This is a genomic window from Synechococcus sp. PCC 6716, assembly GCF_022570815.1.
In the GTDB taxonomy this organism is placed as follows: domain Bacteria; phylum Cyanobacteriota; class Cyanobacteriia; order Thermosynechococcales; family Thermosynechococcaceae; genus Thermosynechococcus; species Thermosynechococcus lividus.
On the sequence record NZ_JAKLTU010000001.1, the window covers coordinates 151710 to 174433 of the forward strand.

19 protein-coding genes are annotated in these 22724 nt (G+C 54.2%); 6 read left to right on the forward strand and 13 right to left on the reverse strand.

Annotated elements, in window-relative coordinates:
- Positions 1-76 precede the first annotated feature (76 nt).
- The 9 genes from L5220_RS00775 to L5220_RS00815 form a co-directional block, all read right to left on the reverse strand.
- Entirely contained in the window at positions 77-1342 is a 1266-nt protein-coding gene (locus L5220_RS00775; protein WP_499570998.1) for an ATP phosphoribosyltransferase regulatory subunit, read from the reverse strand.
- Positions 1343-1348: 6 nt separating this feature from the next.
- The gene (locus tag L5220_RS00780; RefSeq protein ID WP_499571000.1) at positions 1349-2293 is read right to left on the reverse strand and encodes a J domain-containing protein; all 945 of its coding nucleotides are present in this window, start codon (positions 2291-2293) and stop codon (positions 1349-1351) included.
- A 110-nt stretch (positions 2294-2403) separates the two neighbouring features.
- Positions 2404-3567 (reverse strand): UDP-4-amino-4,6-dideoxy-N-acetyl-beta-L-altrosamine transaminase, encoded by a 1164-nt coding sequence (gene pseC, locus L5220_RS00785; protein WP_499571002.1) that lies wholly within the window; start codon positions 3565-3567, stop codon positions 2404-2406.
- A gap of 3 nt (positions 3568-3570) precedes the next feature.
- Entirely contained in the window at positions 3571-4629 is a 1059-nt protein-coding gene (pseB, locus tag L5220_RS00790; RefSeq protein WP_499571004.1) for a UDP-N-acetylglucosamine 4,6-dehydratase (inverting), read from the reverse strand.
- A 227-nt stretch (positions 4630-4856) separates the two neighbouring features.
- Positions 4857-6224: a DUF58 domain-containing protein gene (locus L5220_RS00795; RefSeq protein ID WP_499571006.1), complete on the reverse strand. Its 1368-nt coding sequence runs from the start codon at positions 6222-6224 to the stop codon at positions 4857-4859.
- An 83-nt stretch (positions 6225-6307) separates the two neighbouring features.
- A complete protein-coding gene (locus tag L5220_RS00800) occupies positions 6308-7249 on the reverse strand; it encodes an AAA family ATPase (RefSeq protein WP_099798653.1) in 942 nt (313 codons plus the stop codon).
- A gap of 93 nt (positions 7250-7342) precedes the next feature.
- Positions 7343-7633: a membrane protein insertion efficiency factor YidD gene (gene yidD / locus L5220_RS00805; protein ID WP_499571008.1), complete on the reverse strand. Its 291-nt coding sequence runs from the start codon at positions 7631-7633 to the stop codon at positions 7343-7345.
- A 79-nt stretch (positions 7634-7712) separates the two neighbouring features.
- On the reverse strand, positions 7713-7946 hold the full coding sequence (locus L5220_RS00810) for a hypothetical protein (protein ID WP_499571010.1): 234 nt from the start codon (positions 7944-7946) through the stop codon (positions 7713-7715).
- A gap of 48 nt (positions 7947-7994) precedes the next feature.
- A complete protein-coding gene (locus tag L5220_RS00815) occupies positions 7995-9020 on the reverse strand; it encodes an RNA-guided endonuclease InsQ/TnpB family protein (protein ID WP_499571012.1) in 1026 nt (341 codons plus the stop codon).
- 333 nt (positions 9021-9353) lie between these two features.
- Here L5220_RS00815 and L5220_RS00820 point away from each other — a divergent pair, with 333 nt between their 5' ends.
- From L5220_RS00820 to hisA, 5 genes are all read left to right on the forward strand, one after another.
- Positions 9354-10967: a cation:proton antiporter gene (locus L5220_RS00820; RefSeq protein ID WP_499571014.1), complete on the forward strand. Its 1614-nt coding sequence runs from the start codon at positions 9354-9356 to the stop codon at positions 10965-10967.
- A complete protein-coding gene (gene crcB / locus L5220_RS00825; RefSeq protein WP_448524440.1) occupies positions 10964-11395 on the forward strand; it encodes a fluoride efflux transporter CrcB in 432 nt (143 codons plus the stop codon). The genes L5220_RS00820 and crcB overlap by 4 nt, the downstream gene beginning before the upstream one ends.
- On the forward strand, positions 11382-11768 hold the full coding sequence (locus tag L5220_RS00830; protein WP_448527626.1) for a fluoride efflux transporter FluC: 387 nt from the start codon (positions 11382-11384) through the stop codon (positions 11766-11768). The genes crcB and L5220_RS00830 overlap by 14 nt, the downstream gene beginning before the upstream one ends.
- Positions 11769-11891: 123 nt before the next feature.
- Positions 11892-12263: a DUF6464 family protein gene (locus L5220_RS00835; protein ID WP_448527627.1), complete on the forward strand. Its 372-nt coding sequence runs from the start codon at positions 11892-11894 to the stop codon at positions 12261-12263.
- A gap of 28 nt (positions 12264-12291) precedes the next feature.
- On the forward strand, positions 12292-13065 hold the full coding sequence (gene hisA / locus L5220_RS00840; protein ID WP_499571017.1) for a 1-(5-phosphoribosyl)-5-[(5-phosphoribosylamino)methylideneamino]imidazole-4-carboxamide isomerase: 774 nt from the start codon (positions 12292-12294) through the stop codon (positions 13063-13065).
- An 18-nt stretch (positions 13066-13083) separates the two neighbouring features.
- On the opposite strand, the gene L5220_RS00845 is transcribed toward hisA, so the two are convergent.
- The 4 genes from L5220_RS00845 to L5220_RS00860 form a co-directional block, all read right to left on the reverse strand.
- Complete coding sequence (locus L5220_RS00845; protein ID WP_499571019.1) at positions 13084-15819, reverse strand: MGH1-like glycoside hydrolase domain-containing protein; 2736 nt, start codon at positions 15817-15819, stop codon at positions 13084-13086.
- Between the two features lie 153 nt (positions 15820-15972).
- Positions 15973-20679 carry a translocation/assembly module TamB domain-containing protein gene (locus tag L5220_RS00850; protein ID WP_499571021.1) on the reverse strand — a complete coding sequence of 1569 codons (4707 nt, stop codon included), beginning with the start codon at positions 20677-20679 and terminating at the stop codon, positions 15973-15975.
- A gap of 93 nt (positions 20680-20772) precedes the next feature.
- Complete coding sequence (gene mraY, locus L5220_RS00855) at positions 20773-21882, reverse strand: phospho-N-acetylmuramoyl-pentapeptide-transferase (RefSeq protein ID WP_499571023.1); 1110 nt, start codon at positions 21880-21882, stop codon at positions 20773-20775.
- A 64-nt stretch (positions 21883-21946) separates the two neighbouring features.
- Positions 21947-22192, reverse strand: a complete 246-nt coding sequence (locus tag L5220_RS00860) for a DUF3134 family protein (protein WP_099799152.1) — start codon at positions 22190-22192, stop codon at positions 21947-21949.
- 207 nt (positions 22193-22399) lie between these two features.
- On the opposite strand from L5220_RS00860, the gene L5220_RS00865 reads away from it, so the two are divergent.
- Complete coding sequence (locus L5220_RS00865) at positions 22400-22720, forward strand: hypothetical protein (RefSeq protein ID WP_198405976.1); 321 nt, start codon at positions 22400-22402, stop codon at positions 22718-22720.
- Positions 22721-22724: the final 4 nt, after the last annotated feature.

The window sequence follows — 22724 nt, forward strand, 5'->3', positions numbered from 1 at the left end:
ATTGCTGCGGCTTTTTATTCTAACAGAGGCGTTGACTGCAATGCTATAGCCGCCAATAACTTGTACTGGAGCGAAGCTATGAACGTGGTGGCAAAAGGGTCGCTGTTTCACGGCTTTGCGTCAGCGTGAGCGGGTCGATAAGAGATTCAATTTGCGGGGGGGTATCAACATCAATCCAAGCAATATAGGGAATTTGGCGATCGCGAGCGTAGGAACGGATTTGTTCTGGCGCAAGTTCCAAAAGAGCCAGCTCCACTCGGGTTGAGCCATCGAGTCGCAGGGTTTGGGCATGCTGAAGGGCAGCCCCTAAGGCAGCAGGATTCAGAGGGACTACTAGCCACTGACTGCGGGCCGCCAGTAAAGAGGCCGGAGGACTGGCGATCGCCTGTAGCAATTGTTCAACGTTAAAAACAAAGCCAATGCCAGGTAGAGCCGTCCCATCAGGATGATACACGCTGAGAAGTTGATCGTAGCGCCCTCCCTGACCCACCAAGCGCAGTTCTGTTTCGGTGGCAACTAAGACTTCAAAAACAATCCCCGTATAGTAGTTAAAGGATTGAATTAAACTGAGGTCAAGCGTGACCGTGAGGCGATCGCCCACCAGTTCCAAAAGTTGCCGGAGAGCTTGAAAACGCTGATGGATCTCTGCGGACACGCGCCACCTCTCTAATTCATCTTCAACGTCTCTGAGGGAACCCCGCAGATCAAAGAGTTGACAGGCACGCTCTGCCCAGGGTGACGGCAACTGTTGCAAACTAACACGGTCTAAACTAGCCAAACATTGCCGCACCACGTTTTGTAACTCAGTCGGAAATTCTGCCAATAATAGCTGTGTTAACTGAGCATCACCGACCATCAGATAAGCATTGTCAACCCCAAGCGCACTCAGGCACTCCTGCACCAACCAAAGAATTTCAGCATCCGCTGCTAGGCCGGTTGCCCCCAACAGTTCAACCCCAGCCTGAAAAAATTCTTGCTGACTGCCTAAGTCCCCTGCGGTGGACCCCCCCATAGCCGAGCGCCGAAAGACATTGGTTTTGTAGTACAAGCGTTGGGGCAGCTGCATTCCTGCCATCCGAGTCACTGCCGCCCGGGCGATGGAGGCGGTTAGCTCTGGACGCAAACCAAGGAGTTCATCACTCCCTGAGTGCACCTGAATGACGGTTTCCGGCTTGAGTGCGCCCCCGGCAGTTAAGGTCGCCAAGGTTTCAATCGTTGGGGTAATAATTTCTTGGTAACTCCAGCTTTGAAAAATGCGCTCTAGGCGGTGCTCCAACCAGCGCTGACGAGCAACATCCAACGGCAAAATATCACGGGCACCACAGGCCGGTTGATACACCATAGCAGGCTACTTCTTCCCAAAAAGACCACCAAAGAAGCCACCCTTTTTATCTCGCCCCTCCTTACCTTGTGGCGGCTGCGTATTTTTCTGCTGTGCCTTGCGCTCCTTTTTGGCAAGGATTTCCATGCCTTGAATGGCAACAATTTCTTGGGGGTTCAGCTTGAGGGCTTGGTTGAAATGTATCTTTGCCATACTATTTTGACCCTGCTGCAAGTACACCTTCCCCAGTAAAGCATTGCAACGGGCACTGCGGGGGTCAATTTTCAGAGCATCCTTAAGCTCCTTAATAGCCTCTAGATAAACGCCTTTATTGAGTAATTCCTCAGCACGGCGATAGTATTGCTCGGTATATTGGTCAGTCTTGGACGGCTCCGGCGTAGCAGCCACTACAGGCTCTGATGCTGGGCGAACCTGAGTATCAGCCATTGTTTGGCGGGTCGCCGGTGGGGCAGCACTAACTGGGGCGGCTGCTTTCCCCCCCGAGGATCGCCACAGATAAATCAGATTGAGTTCACTAATTTGTTCACTGACGGTCAGGACATTGGCCAGATCGCTGTATTGCTCCTTAGCCAATTTTTCCAGAGCTTGTTGGTAGGCTTCCTCAACATTGGTAGCCTTAAACAGGTCTTCAGCCAAACTGAAAGTTGGCTCGGGCACCATATTGGCAGATACTAGCTGCTTTTCAAGTAACCGCAGGATAACCTGATACTCTTCCCGTTCTTTATCTTGAGAGAGAATTTCGTAAGCTGGGTTGACGAATTTCGAGAGTAAGTCACTGGCTAATTTCTTCCCCGATTCTTCATCACGGCTGTCCGGGTGCAGGGCTTTGGCAATTTTGAGGTACCGCTTACGAATCTCTCCGGGCTGTGCCGATAAAGGAATGCCAAGGGCAGCGCGCAAATCACGTTTGGAGTTGAAGCGACCAAGACCGTGATTAATCTCAAAGGCCATATCCGTTGAAGACCGCGTAAAGGGCAAAATACTCTATGATTATATCCCCTTATATCCCTTGCCGTTGGCTGAGCCAGAAAACCCATTGAGAACGTCGTTTTCCTCTGGGTCTATGGAATCAGGGTGCGCAGTACTTGAATAATATAATCCTGCTGCTCAACCGTTAACCCATAGTACAGCGGTAAACTGATGGCTTCGCGGTAATAGGCTTCAGCGGCGGGGAACTCTCCCCAGCGAAAGCCAAGCTGCTGATAGTAGGGCTGGGTATGGACAGGGATGTAATGCAGGTTCACACCAATTCCGGCAGCGCGAAGTGCCTCAAACACCTCACGGTGAGAGCATCCTATCTGATCCAACTTGAGGCGAATAATGTACAGGTGCCAGCTAGAGGCGGTATCCCCATGCTGGGCAGGGAGCGTCAGGGGCAGATCCCCTAGGAATTGGTTGTAGCGCTGGGCAAGGAATTGGCGCTGGGCAACAAACTCCCCTAGCCGCTGAAGCTGGCTACAGCCAAGGGCAGCGTGGAGGTCGCTCAGGCGATAGTTGTAGCCTAGGTCTAGTTGCTGGTAGTACCATGGCCCATGGGAGTGGCCGATCATCTGTTGTGGCTCCCGAGTGATGCCGTGAGTCCGCAGGCGCAGCAAGCGTTGATATATCTCTGGCTCATTGGTGAGAATTGCCCCCCCTTCACCAGTGGTCATAATTTTAACGGGATGAAAACTAAAGACGGTCATGGTGGAATATTGGCAGTTACCGATGGGGTTGCCCTGGTACTGCCCGCCAATGCCATGGGAGGCGTCTTCAATCACGGTGATGCCATACCGTTGGGCAAGGGCTGCAATAGGTGCCATCTCACAGGATTGGCCTGCAAGGTGTACCGGAATCAGTACCTTGGGTAGGGTGCCCCGCTGGGCGGCGATCGCCAACTTTTGCTCGAGGGCGCTCACACTTAGGTTGTAGGTGTGGGGGTCAATATCCACAAAGTCAACCTTGGCACCACAGTATAAACCGCAATTTGCTGATGCCACAAAGGTAATGGGGGATGTCCACAGGGTATCACCGCAGCCGAGGCCAGCCGCTAAACAGGCCAAGTGCAGGGCTGCGGTGGCACTACTGACAGCAACAGCGTACTTGGCACCGCAATACTGCGCCAAGGCAGTTTCAAAGGCGTTAATCTGGGGGCCTTGGGTCAGCCAGTCGGACTTGAGCACCGCAATCACAGCCTCAATATCTGCGGGGGTGATGTCGTGGCGACCGTAGGGAATATAGTCCATGGGTTAAGGTTCAACCGCAAAGGTAGGGTCAATGTGCTCACGGATCAGCGATCGCAACTCCGCCACCGTCAGGAACCGATCATTTGTGCCTGAGTTGTAACTAAACCCGGGCTTGACCGGCACTGCCCCAGTTTTCGCGCAATAATCCTCTAGGGTATAGCGCCCTTGGGTTGGCAAAATAGCAAAGTACTGGCCAAGGTCAACGGTCGTGTAGGAATCTGAGGTGGTAATCATCTCTTCATGGATTTTTTCACCCGCACGGATGCCAACAATCTCATACCGGCACGTAGGACAGATGGCCTGAGCCACGTCCAGAATCCGGTAGGAGGGAATTTTAGGGACAAAGATTTCCCCGCCCCAAGCATGCGCTAATGCCCAGAGCACCATCTCTACCCCTTCCTGTAGGGAAATGTTAAAGCGCGTCATGGTGGGATCTGTAATCGGTAGGCACCCCTCTTGGGATTTTCTTAGGAAAAAGGGAATCACTGACCCGCGCGACCCCATGACATTGCCATAGCGAACCACACTAAAGGATAAATCCCGCCCAGCAAAGTTATTCGCAGCAATAAACAGCTTGTCGCTACAGAGCTTAGTCGCCCCATAAAGATTCACTGGTGCAGCAGCTTTATCGGTGGAAAGGGCAATGACTTGCTTGACATCAGTATCAAGACACCCTTGGATGACATTTTCAGCACCGATGACATTCGTGCGGACAAATTCAATGGGGTTATACTCCCCAGCAGGAACTTGTTTGAGGGCAGCAGCATGAACCACAACGTCTATCTTATTCAGAGCACGGCGGAGGCGATCGCGATCTCTCACATCGCCAAGGAAGTATCGCAGGCCGGGGTAGGTGTCTGGGGATACTTCCTGAGCCATCTCAAATTGCTTTAGCTCATCCCGGCTAAAAACCACAAGGCGACGAATGTTTGGGTAAAGCCGCAAAACCTCCTTGACAAAAGCACGACCAAACGAACCTGTTCCGCCGGTTACCAGAATGCCGCTCTGCTCATTTAAGCCTTTGCCGTTATCCGTTCTAGAGGTTTGATTAGATTGATTCATCGTTACTTTACTTTTATGTTCTAGTATGTTCTAGTTCACAACTGTTGCAGCCTGATGCCAATACGAAAAAATTATCTTGAAGGATCGACTTTGAATCTATCCGTGCTTGCAAGCTTTGGTATTTTTTACATTATGGAGTTCTAGCGTCTGATCCATAGATTGCAGTCAGCCCATAATGTGCTTGGCTTCAGTCGCCGATATTTGCTCACTCATGGTTATACCACCCCTTAGAGGCGGCCACGTGCCTTCAGGAGTAAATAGCGATCTACGAGCAGGGTACTGATCTGATCGGCGGGGGCATCTAATACCAGTACACCTTGTTGCTCTAGCCGCGCAAACGCTCGTTGGCGTTGATGAAGCAGATCCAGCGCGACCGCCTGTTCGTACAGGGCAGTAACTTGATCGGGCACATCGATTGTTTGGGGGGTCAGGGGCTGGTGGGCAATGGATTCAATGTGGCGATCGCGCAGCGCCACGCAAAAGGGTAAAAAGCGGGGGGTGAGCCGCGCCATTGCTCCGAGCAACTCTTGAGATGCTACCTCGTCAATAATTTCCGTGAGCACAACCACAAGGGCACGGCGGGTGTAGTGACCTAAAATGGCACTAACGGTACCCATGTAGTCAGACTCTTCAAAAACAGGTTCGCACTGATACACATGGCTAAGAATATGCCCCAAATGAGAATCACCACTTTGGGGGGCAAGCCATGTGTGCAGTTGCTTATCAAAGATCCCAAGTCCCACCTTGTCGCCGCGCCGCAGTCCGGTTAAGGCGAGTGCCAACGCAGCATTTAAGCCCCAGTCAAACCGTTTTAAGCCAGCGACGGTGGCGGTCATTAAGCGACCGCGATCCAACAAAATAATCAGCAGTTGATCTCGCTCTGGCTCCATAGCGCGCACGAGGGGTCGCCCGCGCCGCGCGGTGGCCTTCCAGTCTATCATCCGCAGATCATCTCCAAGGTGGTAGTCCCGCAGTTCAGCAAATTCTGTGCCCCCAAGGGCGTGCCGTCGTCGCCGTAGGCTGCCGCTGGACTCAAGACTGAGACGAATGGACAGGGATCGCAACCCAACTAGGTCGGGATACACGTCTACGTTGGTGTTGAGAGCTGCAAACCACTGCCGCCACGCTAAGCCCCACGGACTGCGCAGACGCACATCACAGCCAGACCACGTAAAGGTTCCCCGTCGTGGTGGGAACACATGGTAGAGCAGGGTTAGCTCACCGTTGGGCACTGCATTGAAAAGAAAATACGGAACCTCGCTCTGTATCTCGGCGGGGACGTGATCGTACAGTTCAACGCGAGTCGTGGCCGTCAAGGGAAGGCTGGCTCCTATCTGCACAATTAGGTGAATGGGATTTTGGCGACCAATGGAAAGCCGAGGGTCGCACTGTCGTTGCAGGGTTATTTGCCATTGACCCGATTGGCAATAGTCCCAGAGGGTCAGTGCCCCTACAAGGAGATCGTAGAGCGCCATCAGCACTAACCCTAACCCAACGGGCCAGTAACTGAGCAATTGCCGCAGTTCCCCCCGCGGCAGCGATGACAGGGGCAGTAGCTCTGGGGGCAGGAAACTGGTCAGTACCGGCCATATCATGCCTAGGAGCAACAGGCCATAAAATCGGGTTGTGGGAACAACCCGTGGTCGGTGAGCTCCAAAACGATAGCTAGCGGAGACACTCATCGGGGCACAGGTACTTTGGCAAGAATACCGTGAATCACTTGCTCAACGGTGGTGCCGTCCAGTTGCGCTTCGGGTTTGAGAATGAGGCGGTGCTGCAACAGGGGCACGGCGATCGCTTTTACGTCTTCGGGGGTCACATACTCCCGTCCCTCTAGCCATGCTTGGGCTTGGGTGGCGCGTAACCAACCAATGGCAGACCGCGGGGATGCCCCCAGCAACAGTTCTGGATGTTGCCGACTGGCCTGCACCAAGGCTAACAAGTAGTCCAACACGGGTGGCTCTACGTGGGTTTGCCGCACTTGCTGCCGTGCCGCTAGCACCTGATCCACCGTGACGAGGGGTACCAAATTGAGCTGGTCTAGATTCCGTGCCTCGAACCCCTCAAGGGCATTATCTAGCATTTGCCGCTCAGCGGCGGCGGCGGGGTAGGGCACCACCAACTTAAAAAGAAAGCGATCTAGCTGGGCTTCCGGCAGGGGGTAGGTGCCTTCAAACTCTAGGGGATTTTGGGTGGCGATCGCCCAAAACAGTCCTGACAATGGCAGGGTTGTGCCATCAAGCGTTACTTGCCGCTCTTCCATTGCCTCTAATAGGGCAGCTTGGGTTTTTGGCGGCGTGCGATTAATTTCGTCTGCCAGCAGCACTTGGGTAAAAATCGGGCCTTTACGCAGGCGGAAGGTGCGGCTATTAAAGTCAAAAATACTGGTGCCCAAAATATCGGCGGGCAAGACATCGGGCGTGAGTTGAATGCGGCGAAATTCGGCTTGAATTAACCGCGCGAGTAACTTTACTAAAAGCGTTTTGGCAGTGCCGGGAACGCCTTCAAGAATAACATGTCCCTCAGCTAGGAGTGCCACTAAAAGGCCGTTGGCGATCGCCGCTTGACCAATAACAATCTCACTGAGCCGCTGCTGTAGGGTCGTAAAAAGCTCTTTCACGCAATTAGAGCGAAAACAGACTTCTTCATCATAAACCTCAGCGCAACATCCCTCAGTAAGAGAAAATCTGGATCCGCAATCAGCAGTTCAGGGTCAGTGCGGTTCTGAGTGCTGATCGCAGGGTGTGGGGCGATCGCCTCGCGACTGCTGTGGGGACGATGCCTCAGGGACTGGATCATACCCACCGGCGGCAAAGGGATGGCAGCGCAAAATGCGTCTTACCGCTAAATAGGTGCCTTGCCACGGCCCAAAACGGGCGATCGCCTCAACAGCATAGCTAGAGCAGGTAGGTGTATAGCGACAGGTCGGTAAAAACAGCGGCGAAATCCACCGCTGATAAGCGCGGATCAACCCAATGAGAAGGTTACTAACCCAGTTGGCCATCGGCATTGGCGGCAACATTCAAACGGTATGTCCAAAGCATGTGACACTCCCTGCCGTGGAACGGCGAGGCTTCTCTAAGTTAGGCTAGAGCAAAGCCAATCTGCTCTAACTTGACCTTAGAAGGGGCTGCCACAGCCCCTCTACACACTCCACTCAACTCGATATTGAGCTTTGTGCTTACCTTTCTCATGATATTGCAGGCTCCATTACAGTCTGCATTGGTGAGCCATCCTTGCGCAGTTCGGTACAGCCCTCTAAGAATTCGTTTTCCTGATGCCTTCCACCCTTCAGGTTTTTCACCGAACGTAGGCAAGAAGTCATTATCAAAAAACGAGGCTTGAGACGTATACGATTCTTCGGTTTAGACTAATCGAATCCCGAAAATTAAACAAAGCTGCTTAATTCGTCCAAACAGCTTGTAGTGCGGAATTTGCACGAACTCCTGATTCGTTTTTGCACCCAAATTGATTTCATCTTTCTGCCCTTTGTTTCGACCGTAGATGATCGTATCGATGTCGTTTTCCAAGCAGAAGTTGACGACCCACCGTGCTGCTTTATTGATGTAATCTCGCACGTAGCAATTTCGCTTATGGGTATTAAGTTGGATTCGCTTCGAGGTCGCGCCCTTCATGGATGACTTGCCATGAGTCAGAATCGATTTGAATTTGGCAACCTGCTTATTGAACCATTGGTTTCGAGATTTCAACCCTCTACCATCCAGCACAAAGGCAAGTCCAGTATTTGTCACGCCGGTCAAGAGGTTATTCAGGCCTGGGTCAAGCGCTAAAACGTTCTCAGGATACAATTTGCAGCATTGAGCAGTCTTGTCCATCGTGAAGTGAACATACTCAACAACCCACTGCCCATTCGTCGGAATGAATCGCAGTTCTCGAATCTGCACATCCTTTAATCGTTCTGGTAACGGGATGTAGAACGCATCTCTTCCAAATGCAGTTTTTCCACCGTTGCCCAAAGGAACTCGAATCAAGCCTTTCTCTACTTTCAGGGATTGCCCCGTGAATACGACCTGATACAACCCGCCTTTGGTGCGGTATCGCGGCAATTTTGGTTCATGGTCGAACTGCCCCAGTTTGAACAGTTTTGAGAGTGATTTGAAGCTTTTGAACGCCTCATTCACAGATTTCAACACTTGCTGTGCAGCCTGAGAATGTAACAGCTTCCCGTTTTCACTCTCCTTGAGTTTTGCGTAGAGGTTGACATACTTCAGAACCTTGAACGGTTTCCGTCCTTGCTCAAAGAAGTATTGCCGAGACTCATACACGCCTTGGTTGTAGAGATTGTTGGCAAGACGCGCTAACTCAGTAAGCAACTGAGCAAGCTGCTTGTCAGGTTGAAAAACATCTTTTTGGACGGCTAAAAACATCATTGGGTTAAGACGGTACGCAGTTATTATAGATGCTGATTTAGCTGAATAGCAACCGTATGAGAGAAGATGGCATACAGCTAAAATCGACTCGCCATTGCAAGTATCAGTCAGGACATCACTTTGTCTGGAGAAGAATGTCAAGACTGATTCTGCCTACTGCCGTAGGCGCGGGAACCGTTCTGTATCCCCGTCGGGAACGAGCGAGGTTTTATCCGGTTCCCGAACCCTCCGGTTTCTATAAGGGATTGACGGTGAATGCTAGCGGCTCTTGGATTTGCCACCGTTCTGCTATCCAGTATGGTAGGAATTGCTGCTAAGACTAAGCTTGCTACTATGTCAACTCCCCTCGAAACCCTTGCCTTGATCTTGGTGTTGGGCTTTTTTAGTGGTCAATTGGTACGGCGGCTAGGCGCACCGGCTCTGATTGGCATGATTTTGGTTGGCATTCTCCTAGGCCCCGCGGTGATGAACCTATTGCACCCGGATGTGTTGACGGCAGCACCGGTGTTCCGTGCTGTTGCGGTGATGGTGATTTTGATGAAGGCGGGGTTGGGTCTCGACCGTCAGAAGTTGGCACAGCAGGGAACGGTGGCACTGCGCCTGGGAATTTTACCGGCATTGTGTGAAATGGGGGTAGTGGCTCTTGTGGCGATGGTGCTACTGGGTTTCGATCTGCGGCAGGGATTATTGTTGGGGGCGATCGTGGCACCGGAGTCTCCCGCTGTCATTGTGCCGGGGATGCTGCGGCTCAAAAGCTTGGGTTGGGGGGTAGATAAGGGAATTAGTGATGCCATCCTCTCTGGCAGTGCCTTGTCGGATGTGCTGGTGTTGCTGCTGTTTAGCTTACTTATGGGAACGGAACAGGGGGGGCTGCCTCTGAATGGGGTACCACCGGCGATCGCCCTAGGGGTGCAAGCCCTCTTGGAAATTGGCGGCGGGTTAATTGTGGGCTACGGGTTGGCACGGGCACTGGTGCTCTTGCTGGTGCGGCAACATTGGGCGCAGAACCGCGTGCAAACGACTCTAGTGAGCGCAGGGGTGGCCTTGGGAGCGGTGGGGCTAGCTCCTCGACTTCCCCTATTTTCGGGCTATTTGGCGGTGATGAGTGCAGGCTTTTTCCTCATCCAGATGGATGCTCCCCTAGCGCGGCAGTTGCGGGGGGGCTTTGATGTGCTGTGGCAGGTGGCAGAAATTTTTCTGTTTGTGCTCCTGGGCGCTAGTGTTCAGTTGGGGGTTTTGGAGCAGTCGCTGGGGGTAGGGTTACTGATTTTGCTGGCGGGAACGTTGATTGGCCGGGGTCTGGGCTGGTATCTCTCCACCTTGGGCAGTAATTGGACACCTGCGGAACGATTATTTTTACTTCCTGGTAATTCCGCAAAGGCAACGGTGCAAGCGGCGATTGGTGCGCTTCCCTTGAGTGCCGGTATCGCCGGGGGCGAGACAATGCTGGCGATCGCCGTTCTCTCCATCCTTGTGACTGCGCCTTTGGGGGCGTGGGCGATTCCCACCTTTGCCCCCAAACTACTGCAAAAGGGGGAGGTGGATCCGACAAAAGTGCTGCTGCAGCCGCGAATTGTCCTCCTCGCGCCAGTGGATACCTCCAGCGTTGCAGCGACAGTACTGCAAAAAACGGCGGAATTAGCGCGGCGCGCCGATGCGGAGGTGATTGTTCTGCATGTGCAGGATGTGCCTGACCCCAAGGGGATGGCCACCATTGAAACCTACGCCAACCAGTTCCTTGCGGATATTCGCCACCGGCTGATTGTTACTGCAGGACCAGTCACCGAAGCGATCCTAGCTACAGCCCAACTGTACAATGTGGCAGAAATTATCCTTGGTAAGCATGGCCAAGGTGCACTCAAGCGGGTATTGATGGGGTCAGTGTGTCAGAGTATTCTTGAAGCTTCAACCCGTCCGGTGCTCATTGTGGAGGAAGCGCGATTGTGATCACGATTCATCCCTTGCTGCGCCCAGCCTTGGCGGTGGCCTTGGGCGCAATTCCAGGGGCGTTAAGCCGGTTTCTTGTGGAAGCGTATTTAGAGCCTCTTTTCCCGTCTGGGTTACCGGTGCCCACCCTCATCGTCAATGTCACCGGCTGTTTTCTCATGGGGGCGATCGCCCCGCTGGGGTTTGCCCGTACCTTTACCCTGCACCCAGATCTGCGGCTGCTGTTGACCACCGGTTTTTTAGGGTCTTACACCACCTTCTCCTCCTACGAGCTAGACCAGACCCAGCTAGTGGCAGCACGGAACCTCAGCGGCGAGATGCTCTACTGGCTGGGCAGTACGGGGTTGGGGTTAGGGGCACTGCAGTTGGGCACTGGCCTAACCCTGTGGTGCTTAGATCGCTGGGAGAATCCCAATGCCACCCCTTGAGAGTGTCATTGCCATTAGCATCGGTGCTGTGCCGGGTGCCTTAGGCCGTTACTACATTGCTCTGTGGAGCGATCGCCGCTTTAATACCCCAATTTTTGGTACCCTCACGGTGAATCTCGGCGGCGCATTTTTGATGGGAGTCTTGAGCTATAGTTTGACACACCTTGGCATGGCGCGATGGTTTAGCCAAGGGGTGACCGTTGGTTTTCTCGGTGCCCTGACAACGTTTTCTACCTTTACCCTTGAGTCGGCTATCCTCTGGCGAGAGCGCAAAAAACTACAGGCATGGCTCTATTGGTTGGGCAGTCCGCTGCTGGGGTTGGGCTGCGTGGAATTGGGGCTTGCCCTTGCCCAGTGGTTAGTGCCCTCCTAGGAAACAGCCGCGCAACACTGATACAACAGATCGATGCAGCATTGATATAAAGAAAAGAGCAAGGTTAGCATAGGGGGAGTGTAGTCTAGAACACCCCACTGAGGGGATCCACGCCGTTGTGTCATGGCCTCGCCGACCGATTTACCCGCAGAATTGCATTTAATTCACCCCGAGCGATCGCTGGGGCAGGTGCAGCTAGACTGGGTGCCACAGCCCGGCTGTCGTGTGGATCACGACGGCGAAACCTACACCGTTCTCGAACGCCGTCACCGCTACCAGTTTCGCGGCGGGCGGTACCACCTGCACAAAGTTGCCCTCTACGTACAGCTCTGTAACAATGACGCAGGCGATCGCCACCTTGTGGCGGGGCAGTGGGTGATTGGGGATGTCTCCTGCCATTGGAATGCCCAGTCTCCCCTGCTGCGATGTGCAGTCAACCCCAAAGGGCCTTGTGAGACCTGCCAAGAGTATCACCCCCGCGACTGCTACGATTGATAGGCATTGATTTCAGCAATAGTGACCTATGGATGTCATTCCCGCCATTGATCTGCTGGGAGGGCAGTGCGTTCGCCTCTTTCAGGGAGACTACAACCAAGTAGAGGTTTTTGAGACCGATCCAGTGCGCATGGCACAGCACTGGCAAGCCCTGGGTGCCCCTCGCCTGCACGTCGTGGATCTCGATGGTGCAAAAACTGGCCAGCCTACCAACTACCCAATCATTACCGCCATCGTGGCAGCTCTAGAGATTCCGGTGCAAGTGGGGGGTGGGGTGCGATCGCGGCAAGCTGTTACAGACTTGCTCTCCCTTGGTGTCGATCGCGTCATTTTGGGCACCATTGCCCTTGAAGACCCCCATCTGGTGGCTGAGGTTGCCGCTGAATTTCCAGAGCGCATTTGGGTAGGTCTAGATGCTCGTCAAGGCTACGTAGCCACTCGCGGCTGGCTAGACACCTCCACCATTCTGGCGACAGATTTAGCGCAACAGATGGCTGCTGTGGGGGTGGCCGGCTTTATCTACACCGATATTCAGCGAGATGGCACCCTGCAAGGCCCAAACATCGATGCCCTGCGCCAGTTATTGGCCGCTAGCGATCGCCCAGTGATTGCCTCCGGTGGCGTTAGCTCCCTCACCGATATTTTGAGTTTGCTGGCTCTAGAACCGCAAGGCTTGACGGGAGCGATCGTCGGCAAAGCCCTCTATACAGGAGCCGTTGACCTCAAAGAGGCTCTCCGCGCCGTGGGTCAAGGTCGCTGGCAGGACGTACCACCCAATTTAGGAACGTCCACATGGGCATAATGATGCCTAGGCGCACGTCTATGGGGTGCGGGTTAAGGCTGCCAGCCCCTTAGAGGCAACAGACAAGTACCCCTGCTCCAGCACGGCATTGGCCTCGATAACCTTGGGTGCCATCAGAATCCGTGCAATCAGCCCCGTCCAGCCGGTTTGGTGACTTGCCCCCAACCCCGCACCATTATCGCCGTGGAAGTACTCATAAAAAAGAATTAAATCCCGCCAGTGGGGATTCTGTTGGAAGGTTTCAGTCGCCCCGTAAAGCGGACGACAGCCAGACTCATCCCGCAGGAAAATATTGGCCAGCCGCTGCGAAATTTCTGTAGCAACATCCCACAAGTTCAACCAGCGACCCGACCCCGTCGGGCACTCAATCGTAAAATCATTGCCATAATAGCCGTACATTTTCCGCAATGACTGCACGAGGAGGGCATTCACCGGCATCCAAATGGGGCCGCGCCAGTTGGAATTCCCGCCAAATAAACCAGTAGAGGATTCCCCCGGCTCGTAGGTCACGCGGTAGGCTTCACGCCCGAGTTGAAAGGTGTAGGGATGGTCATAATGATAGCGCGACAGCGCCCGAATGCCATAGTCGCTCAGAAACTCAGCTTCATCCAGTAGGCGCGTCAAAATCCGCCGTAGCTTGACCGCATTGACGGGGCACAAGAGCCGCCGCCCCTTCACTCCCGGTAGATCAATAGCATTGATATTGACCAGTAATTCAGGATGGCGGGCGTTAAAGGCCGCCACTCGTTCCTTAAACGTGGGCAGCGCATTAATCACCTCTTCGGAAAATACTGCCGTAGCACACAGGGGCAACAACCCAACCATGGAGCGCACCTTCAGCCGTTGGGCACGACCATCGGGCAGCCGCAGCAAATCGTAGTAAAAGCCATCCTTTTCGTCCCACAGCTCATCTTTGTGAACCCCCACCCGATCCATTGCACTGGCAATATAGATAAAATGCTCGTAGAACTTACAGGCCATCTCTTCATAGACTGGGTTCTCTTGCGCTAGCTCTAAGGCCATAGAGAGCATGTCTAGGGCAAACATGGCCACCCACGCTGTGCCATCTGCCTGCTCAAGGGTGCCGCCGGTGGGTAATGGGGCGCTGCGATCAAACACACCGATGTTATCTAACCCCAGAAAGCCTCCCTCCATCACATTGTTACCTAGGGAGTCTTTGCGGTTGACCCACCAGGTAAAGTTGAGCATTAATTTATGGAAAATGCTCTCCAGAAAGGCCAAGTCCCCTTTGCCGTGGTTCAGCGCCTTATCCAGTAGGTAGATTTGCCACGTTGCCGTACCGTGGACTGGTGGGTTCACATCCCCAAAGTTCCACTCGTAGGCTGGAATCTGACCGTTCGGATGCAAGTACAGTTCGCTGACTATGAGCTTAAGCTGCTCTTTGGTAAAGTCCATGTCCAAAATAGCCAGCGCAGCACAGTGAAAGGCCAAATCCCATGCCGCAAACCAAGGGTACTCCCACTTGTCTGGCATCGAAATAATATCGGCGCTTTCTAGGTGAAACCATGAGCCATTCCGGGAGATGACTCGCTCCTCAACATCGGGGGGCAGCACCTTATCCTCTAGCCACTGTTTCACGGGATAGTAGTAGTACTGCTTAGTCCACAGCATGCCAGCGCAGGCTTGGCGAATAATGTTGCGCTGATCCGCCGTGCACTCGTCAGGAATGAGGTGATGGTAAAAGGCGTCTGCCTCGGCAATGGCAGTTTGCAGTTGGTCGTTAAAGGCTTGGCCAAAAGCACCACTGGCGGAGCTACCGTCTTGAAATAGCCGTAGTTGAATGGTCTCGACCCCTTGGGCAGGAATGGTGAGTGTGTAGTGGGCGGCAACTTTGGTGCCTACCTTACCCGGGTTCACAGCGCCCTCTTCCCTGTGGATAACGTAGCGGTGAATACCATCTTTGACGTAGGGGGAGGGGTTTGGCTGGTTAAAGAGGCGCTCGACGTTGGTTTCGTTCTCAGTAAATAGGAAGGGGACGGGGCGATCGCTCACGAATGCATACTCGCCAAGCTCCTCATGGCGTGCTCGCACCTTAGTGGCATCCATCTGTTTTAGTTCCGGTTTGCGGGGGGTGTAATCGGGGTGCCAACTCCACGTGTTACGGAACCAGAGGGTGGGTAAGACGTGGAGCTCAGCCGCGTGATCGCCGCGGTTGTGAATACTCACTTGAATTAAAAGATCGTTAGGTGCAGCCTTGGCATATTCAATAAACACATCAAAGTAGCGATCGCCCTCAAAAATCCCCGTATCCAGAAGCTCATACTCTAGATCCATGCGGGTGCGGTGGCGATTAGTGATAACGAGGTCTTCGTAGGGATAAGCCTGCTGGGGGTATTTGTAGAGGTACTTCATATAGGAATGGGTAGGGGTGCTGTCGAGGTAGAAGTAGTACTCCTTGACATCTTCACCCCGGTTCCCCTCGTTATTCGTGAGGCCAAATAGCCGCTCTTTGAGGATGGGGTCTTGGCCATTCCAGAGCGCTAAGGCAAAGCACAATCGCTGTTGCTCATCACAAATCCCCCCAAGGCCATCTTCGCCCCAGCGGTATGCCCGCGATCGCGCCTGATCGTGGGAAAAATACTCCCAAGCATTGCCATCCCACGAGTAATCTTCTCGTACCGTTCCCCACTGCCGCTCACTCAGATAGGGACCCCAAAACTTCCATGGGTTGGCCTGCCCTCGCCCCTGCTGGAGCCGCTCTAACTCTGCTAAAAAAGAAATAGGTGTTACCATTATCGGCTCTCTTTGCGTCTTGAAATGAAGAAATTTAAGATGCTCTTGACACTCTTGCCATCTTGCTTGCAAACAGCAACATGACGATACTGCAAAGCTAACAAAGGTTTCTAGAGCCAACCTAGGGAAAAAATCTTAAGGTTTGCCTGCCGTCTAAAAGCGGCGGCGAAACTCAAGAAAACCTGTCCCCTCGCCATTGGTGCTAATTTGCGATCCCAAGCGGATGTGCTCGTTCACCTGAAAGCCTAGGTTAAATCGTGTGGGGTCTGATGGGGCTGTTAACAATTGCAGCAGCGACACAGAGGTAAAGTTATTGATCTGAAAGCCCACTTCTGCACCAACGGCCAAGGCAGGGGTAGAGGATTGCGCCTTGCGATCCGGTGGCACCACCGCCGGAAAAATCCGAAAGGAGGTACGGTTGCCGGTGGCGCGGTCAATGGCAGCTTGGAGGTTATTAAACAGGGCGGAGCCAGCAATATTGGCCACAAGAGCTTCGCCACTGACTTGATTTTGATCGCTACTTGCCCCTCCCCCCATCAAGGTCAGCAACTCCGCATTACTGCGGGGAGGGCTACTAGACAGTTCGAGCACTGCCGGTAGATTGGTTTGGAATTGGCTGGCACGACCATTGATACGAGCGGTAATGCGCACGGTGTTGAGGGTGCCAATACTCGTGGCGGTTGCGGTGCCAAAGTCTCCTAGCCGGGTGGTGCCGGGGGTAAAAACTTCGGTGGCGGTTGCGGCAAGGGTAAGGTTTAGGTCAGGGTCAAGACCGTTGGCAGGGGTAAAGCGAACATAATTATCCCGGCGTCGTTGCAATAAAAAGAGGGTAGTAAATAGGTTAAGCTGACCGCTGGTGAGGCGGATTTCCCCAGCGGGCTGAAGCGTGTCAAGGGCACCATTGAGGGTCAGGCTCCCCGTGGCGTTGAGATTGAGAAAGGGCGCACGGGTGACCTGTAGGGTATCGACCAGTTGAATTTGTAAGTTCTCAAAGACGGGTTGCTCAAAGAGGGGCGTGCGAGCAGTAGGAGCACCATTGCCATTGCCGAAGCCAGCGATCGCTCCTAGGTCGAGGCGGCCACGGCTGAGTTGAACGGTACCCCCAATATCGGGACTCAGCAGGGTATCAGTAATCACGAGGGTGCCGTTGACGGTGCCCTGATAAATCTCCTTAGCATTCACTTGGAGTTGGTTGAGACTAATGGTTAAGGGGGTTTCAGCATCGACATTATCCGCAGTGAGGGGCTGCTGAATCGGTAATACCCCGGCCATCGTAATTTGACCTTGGCTAAAGACTCCTTGAATGCCATCAACCCGTAGGCGATCGCGATCAAAGCGTACCCGCGCACTGACGTTGGTCAAGGGAGCCGTAAAGGTGGGCGTTTTCAGCACTGCGTCATCGACACTCAGCACGCCATTGATCAGAGGCTGCTGCCAGGTGCCCCGCAACTGAGCTTGCAAGGTGCCTTTCCCCTGCTGCCACTGCACCTGATCCGTAAAGGCGTTAATTAATGAGAGTCCTTCATCTTTGATGGCCACATCAAGGGCAAGTTGCTGGTCTGGGAGGGGATCGGGGTCGAGGGGGTACGGCAGGGGCACAGAGCCAGTAATGGTGAGAGGTTCAGGGGTATCAAAACGGGCGACTGCTTGCAGTGCCAAACGATTCTGGCCATAGCGGAAGGTGGCATTGGCCGCTTCAAGGGGACGCTGATTGAGGCGGGCATCGCCAAGGGAGGCTTCCCCCACAAAAATGGGTCGCTGCCACGTGCCTGTGATCACCGCATGGCCATTGACGGTTCCCTCAAGGTCAATGCCTGGAGGGAGGAGGCTGGCAAAGGTACTGATGGGAAACTGTTGCAGAGTGAGTTGAGCCTTTTGAGTGCTGCCACCGATGGTGCCGTTCAATTGCAGTTGGCCGCCATTGGCTACCACCTCCATGGTGGAGAGGACTAACTGCTGTTGGGCAAAACGCCCGCGACTAAGGATGCGATCAATGGCATAGTTCCCCCACTGCCAGTCTTGACCGCTGAGATCAAAGTTCGCCACTAGACCTGACTGGGGGGTTTGGCTGAGGCTGATCTGGCCGCTGAAGTCCCCCTGCAGCTTAGACAGGGGGGGGATGAGGTGCGGGCGACGCACAAGGGCAGCTTGGGCTTGCAGCATTTCAATTTCTGCTAAGCGACGAATTTGGGTGAGCAGCAGTGCATCTGGCCCTGCCCCAGCAGAGGGGGTTCCCAAGTCGGCGGCGCTGCCATAGGTCTTGGTGTTACCTAGCCCCAAAACGGTGGCCAAGCCTGTGAGGTCTTCCAGATTCCCCTGAGCAATCCTAAGCTGAGCAGCTAAGCGTTGGGGTTGCAGATCGGCACTAAACTGGTATTGACTCTCGCCTTTTTGGAACTCTCCTTGCCCGAGGCTGAGGCGATTGGGGGCAAGGGCAAACTGAAGATCGAGGCGATCGCCCCGCCATGCCCCTAGCCCCGGGCGCTCAATGCTGAGGCTGCCTTGGCCACTGCTCCACCCTTGTAGGCGCAGTTGCCCTGATGCGGTACCAGCAATGATGGCGGTTTCCGGTAATTGCGGTGGCACGATGCGCAGACGCTCAAGGGGAAACTGCTGCAGGCGAATGGCCAACGCCTCCTCTTGACGCTGGCCAACAAGCCGCGCTTGCTGCTGCTGAATCTCGAAGGACTGGGGTTGCCACGCACTGTCAAGGTGTAGCTCAAGGCGATCGCCCCCTCCCTGCAAGCGCAACGATCCCCCCTGCTGTTGACTCAAGGCCACGGTACCGCGCAGAAGTGGTGCAAAGCGCAGGTCGTTTACGGCCAACTGCCGAGTTTGCAGCGTTCCCTGAAACTGAAGAGAGCCTAACGTGCCGCTGAGGTGTCCTTGCAGGCTACTGGTGCCGGCGATCGCGACGGGGATAGGCACAGCCGGCGTAAACAGCCCACTTAAAGCCCCTAGGGAAAGGTTGTCTGCCTGTACCCCTAGGTTCACCTGCCCGAGGGCAAGGGCATCCACATCCACCGCAATCGTCCCTTGGGCACGCACTCCCCCCAAGGTAGCCTCTTGGAGGCGTAGCTGTTGGCCATCCCACCCTAAGCGCGCCAGCAGGGGATCACCGGTGGGGGTTGGGCTGACCCTCAGGTTAGCTTGAGCTGTTATGGCACCAAGGTTTAGCTCATCAATGCGCCCTTGGGCGATCGCCTCTCCGTTTAATTGCCCATGGACTTGGTCGCTAAACTGGCGCAGAGCCACGTTGTGCGCCGTTGCCTCCAGTTGCCATCGCCCGGCCACCGCTTGGGCGCGACCTTGCAGAACGCCGGGGCGCAATTGCACCTGAAAATTCGGCACCAAGAGTTGAGTTTGGTTGATCTGAGCCACGCCCCTGAGGGGATACTGAGCTGTCGGCAATTCAAACGCTGCCTTGGCCAACCAGGTTTCAGGGGCAGCCACATCACCGCCAAAATCTATTTGGGCAAAGCCACGCCCCAAGGGAATTGGGGATGCTACGTCATAGGCAGCGGCGATCGCATCCAGGGCAACGTGACGAACCTGGGCACGCCCTTGGAACGTCCCATTCGGCTGCAACATCAGGTCAGCATTCAGCGTGCCACCGCTTTGCAGCTCAGCCACAGCATTCGTAAGCTGTAGGCCCTCTAGGGAGGCAACAAAGGGAAGAGTGACCGATTGCAGACGGAATTGATCCACGTTTAGGGGGGTTTGGCTGCGGATTTCCCCTTGCACGTTGGGATTATCGAGAGCACCGCGAATTTGCAAGCGGGGAATGTGAACTCGACCGCCTAAGGGCACAGGAGGCTCTAGGTTGAACGCGCTCAAGGTCGGTGCTAAATCCAGCGTGCCAACTTCCGCATCAATCTGCCAGCCCGTCTGTAGTCCCACTGTCCCTTTGGCGTGCCATTTCACATTGGCTACTTCTCCCCGGAGGTAGTGCAGCCGGACGCGATCGCCCTGTAATTGCAGATGGGCATTCACGTTCTTGAGGCTCTGGGGTACGTCTGTGCTGCGCAGGTCTGCCCCCCGCAACCACACTTGGCCAGTAATGTCTGGAGTATCCGTAAGGGGGAATGCCACACTGATCTGGCCGTCAAGTTGTCCCCGCTCGACCACAAGGGTTTCCGGTAAAATGCCAAACTCATTAATAAGGGCAACGGCAATGGCTTTACCCTGGACGTGTAAGGCGCCTGTTGCAGTTGCTTGATCCCAGTCGCCTTCTAGCCGCCACTGCCCCCCCGTGGCCAAATTTCCCTCCAGTTGACCGCGTAGAGCCAAGTTTTTAGTGTCAGGGTTGAGGGTGACAGCACCGTGGATGTGCTCAAGACGGTAGGCTGGCTTGCCAAAGGGCTGAACCACCACAGAGCCGTTGCGTAATCGCAGGGATAGCTCACCAAGGTCAAAGGGGGTCTCCTGATCTTGGGGCAGCATCAATTCGGTACGCCACCACTGCCCACTACGATCTTGAACGACGGTAATTTGCGGCTGTTGTAAGGTAATGCCAATGGTCAACTTTTGACCCGTGAGAATTTGCCACAGGTTAAAGGAGACCTCAATCCCCTCAAGGGTGGCGCTGTCGGGTTCAATTTGTCCTGCCGCCGTGTAGCTGGGAATCTCTGAGGCTCCAAAGCGGATAAAATTTAGCCCAACCTGCTCAACATCGCCAATTTGTACCGGGCGATTTAGGCGTTTTTGCAGTTGCTGACTCAGTTGGGGAGCCAGCTCGTAGTTCACAAACCACCACGCTCGCACGCCGCCAGCGATCGCCGCTGCACCCACGAGGACAACAGCTGTGCCCCACAGGCGCTGCCGACGACCCCAGCGAGATGCTTGCGATTGCTGTGTCATGATTGATGAATCCCTCACACCATGCCAATCCACCTACCGGCTTCATCCTAATACGGGAGATTGGCGGTTGTCTTTCGGATGTGAGTGCGCAGATCAGGTGCGCTGAACCAACCAGCCCAGCAACCCTAAAACAGCGACCACGGCATAGAAGGTGCTCACCACCTGCAATTCCGACCATCCCCCCAACTCAAAATGGTGGTGCAAGGGTGCCATCCGCAACAGACGTTTACCAACCCCATCAGGTCCTTTGGTGGCTTTGTAGTAGAGGACTTGAGCAATCACCGAAAGGGATTCCACAAAAAATAGGCCACTGACAATAAAGAGTTCCCACAACTGCTGACTGGCTAACCCCAACCCCGCTAGCACTGCCCCTAGCGCTAACGAGCCGGTATCCCCCATAAAGACCCGCGCTGGATGGTGATTGTGCCAAACAAAGCCAAGACAAGCCCCACTCATGGTGGCTGCGAGAATTTGCAGATCGGGGTGAGTGCCCATGATTGTTCCAAGGGCAAGCAGGGCGATCGCCGCGGTGCCGCCCGCTAAACCATCGAGACCATCGGTAAGGTTGAGGGCATTCCCCTGCGCCATTGGCACAAAAACTGCTAGGGGAATAAACCCAACCCCCAGCGGCCACACCCAGCCCCAAGGTGCAGTAATGGTTGTTGCCGCCGGTTGAGTGCCCACTAGCCATGCACAAAAAAGCGCAGCCCCCACCGCTTCCAGAAGCAACCGCAGCCGCACAGACATCCCCCTATTGGATTTGCGTCGTAACACTTGCCAGTCATCCCACCAGCCAATGGCAGCGTACCAAACCGCCAGCAGGGCGATCGCCACCACCGACCCTGAGAGTTGCCCCACAGCCAGAGATGCCCAGAGGACAGCTAAGAGTAACCCTGTGGGTACAAAAAAAATCCCCCCCATTGTCGGCGTACCCGACTTTTTCAGGTGAGATTGGGGGCCATCTTCACGAATCACCTGTCCCGTTTTTAGCTGCCGCAGTAACGGCACAACCCCAACACCGATCAGCACCGTCAAGGCAAAACTCACCAGCAGTGGCAAGGTCAGGGTTTGCAGGGGTGCGTCCCAGCGATCGCCACCGACATCGTAGGCAACGGCAGCCATGAGTAAACCCGCACTCAGGAGGCCAAACAGCCACCGCCCAGTCAAGAACTGCGGTGCCACAGCCGTTTTTGTTGGGGGCATTGTTGCTTCACCAGCGCATCACTCTAGTAATTAGTAGTTAGCAATAATTAGGTGCGTTTACCCGTTATTCATCCAACCCCAGATCATCCTCTTCTTCATAGTCAGCGGCACTATCGCTGACAAACTCTTCAATTTCTCCCATATCGTCTAGGCTGCTCTCTAGGATGGGATCGGCTTCGTTACCATCGCGGGCAATGAACCGTCCTGTTTGCTGAAGCCATTCAAGAATCGAGCGATCAGAACGTCCCGCTGAGGTGAGATTCTTTTGCGAGATAGGCTCTTCGTACAAGGAAGGATTGTGTAGGGTCATAGAAGGCTATCGAAGACTACTGTGTTTTTAGGATTATGCACCATTGTTCATCCTAGCCTGTTCGGGGCTGATTTTGGAGCACCGCCCACAGGACGTGCAGTTTTGTGGGTGGCAACGTTGGCAGTGGCACATTCTAAGGAACCGATCTAGAGTGTAAGCGTCATTAAAGAAATCAATTCAATATTTTGTTACATGAGGGACGTTTTTATGCGGATGCAAGCCATTAGTTTTCTAAGTTTGAGTTATTTGTCCCTTGGTGTAGCAAGTACGGCGATCGCCGCACCCTACCCGCCGGAAGTGGTTTCACGGTTTACAACGGAGTGCGCAACCGCCTTAAAGGAACAGGTGCCACAAATGGCAAACTATGGCAATGCCTATTGCAGCTGTGTGATTAACGAGTTACAAACCTCGCTGTCGTTAGACGAATTTAATGCGATTGGCCAGAACGTCCAAGCCAATGCCAGCCCTGAAGTACGGCAAATGCTCACCAATACAGCACAAACCTGCTTGCAGCGGGTCACACAGTAACAGG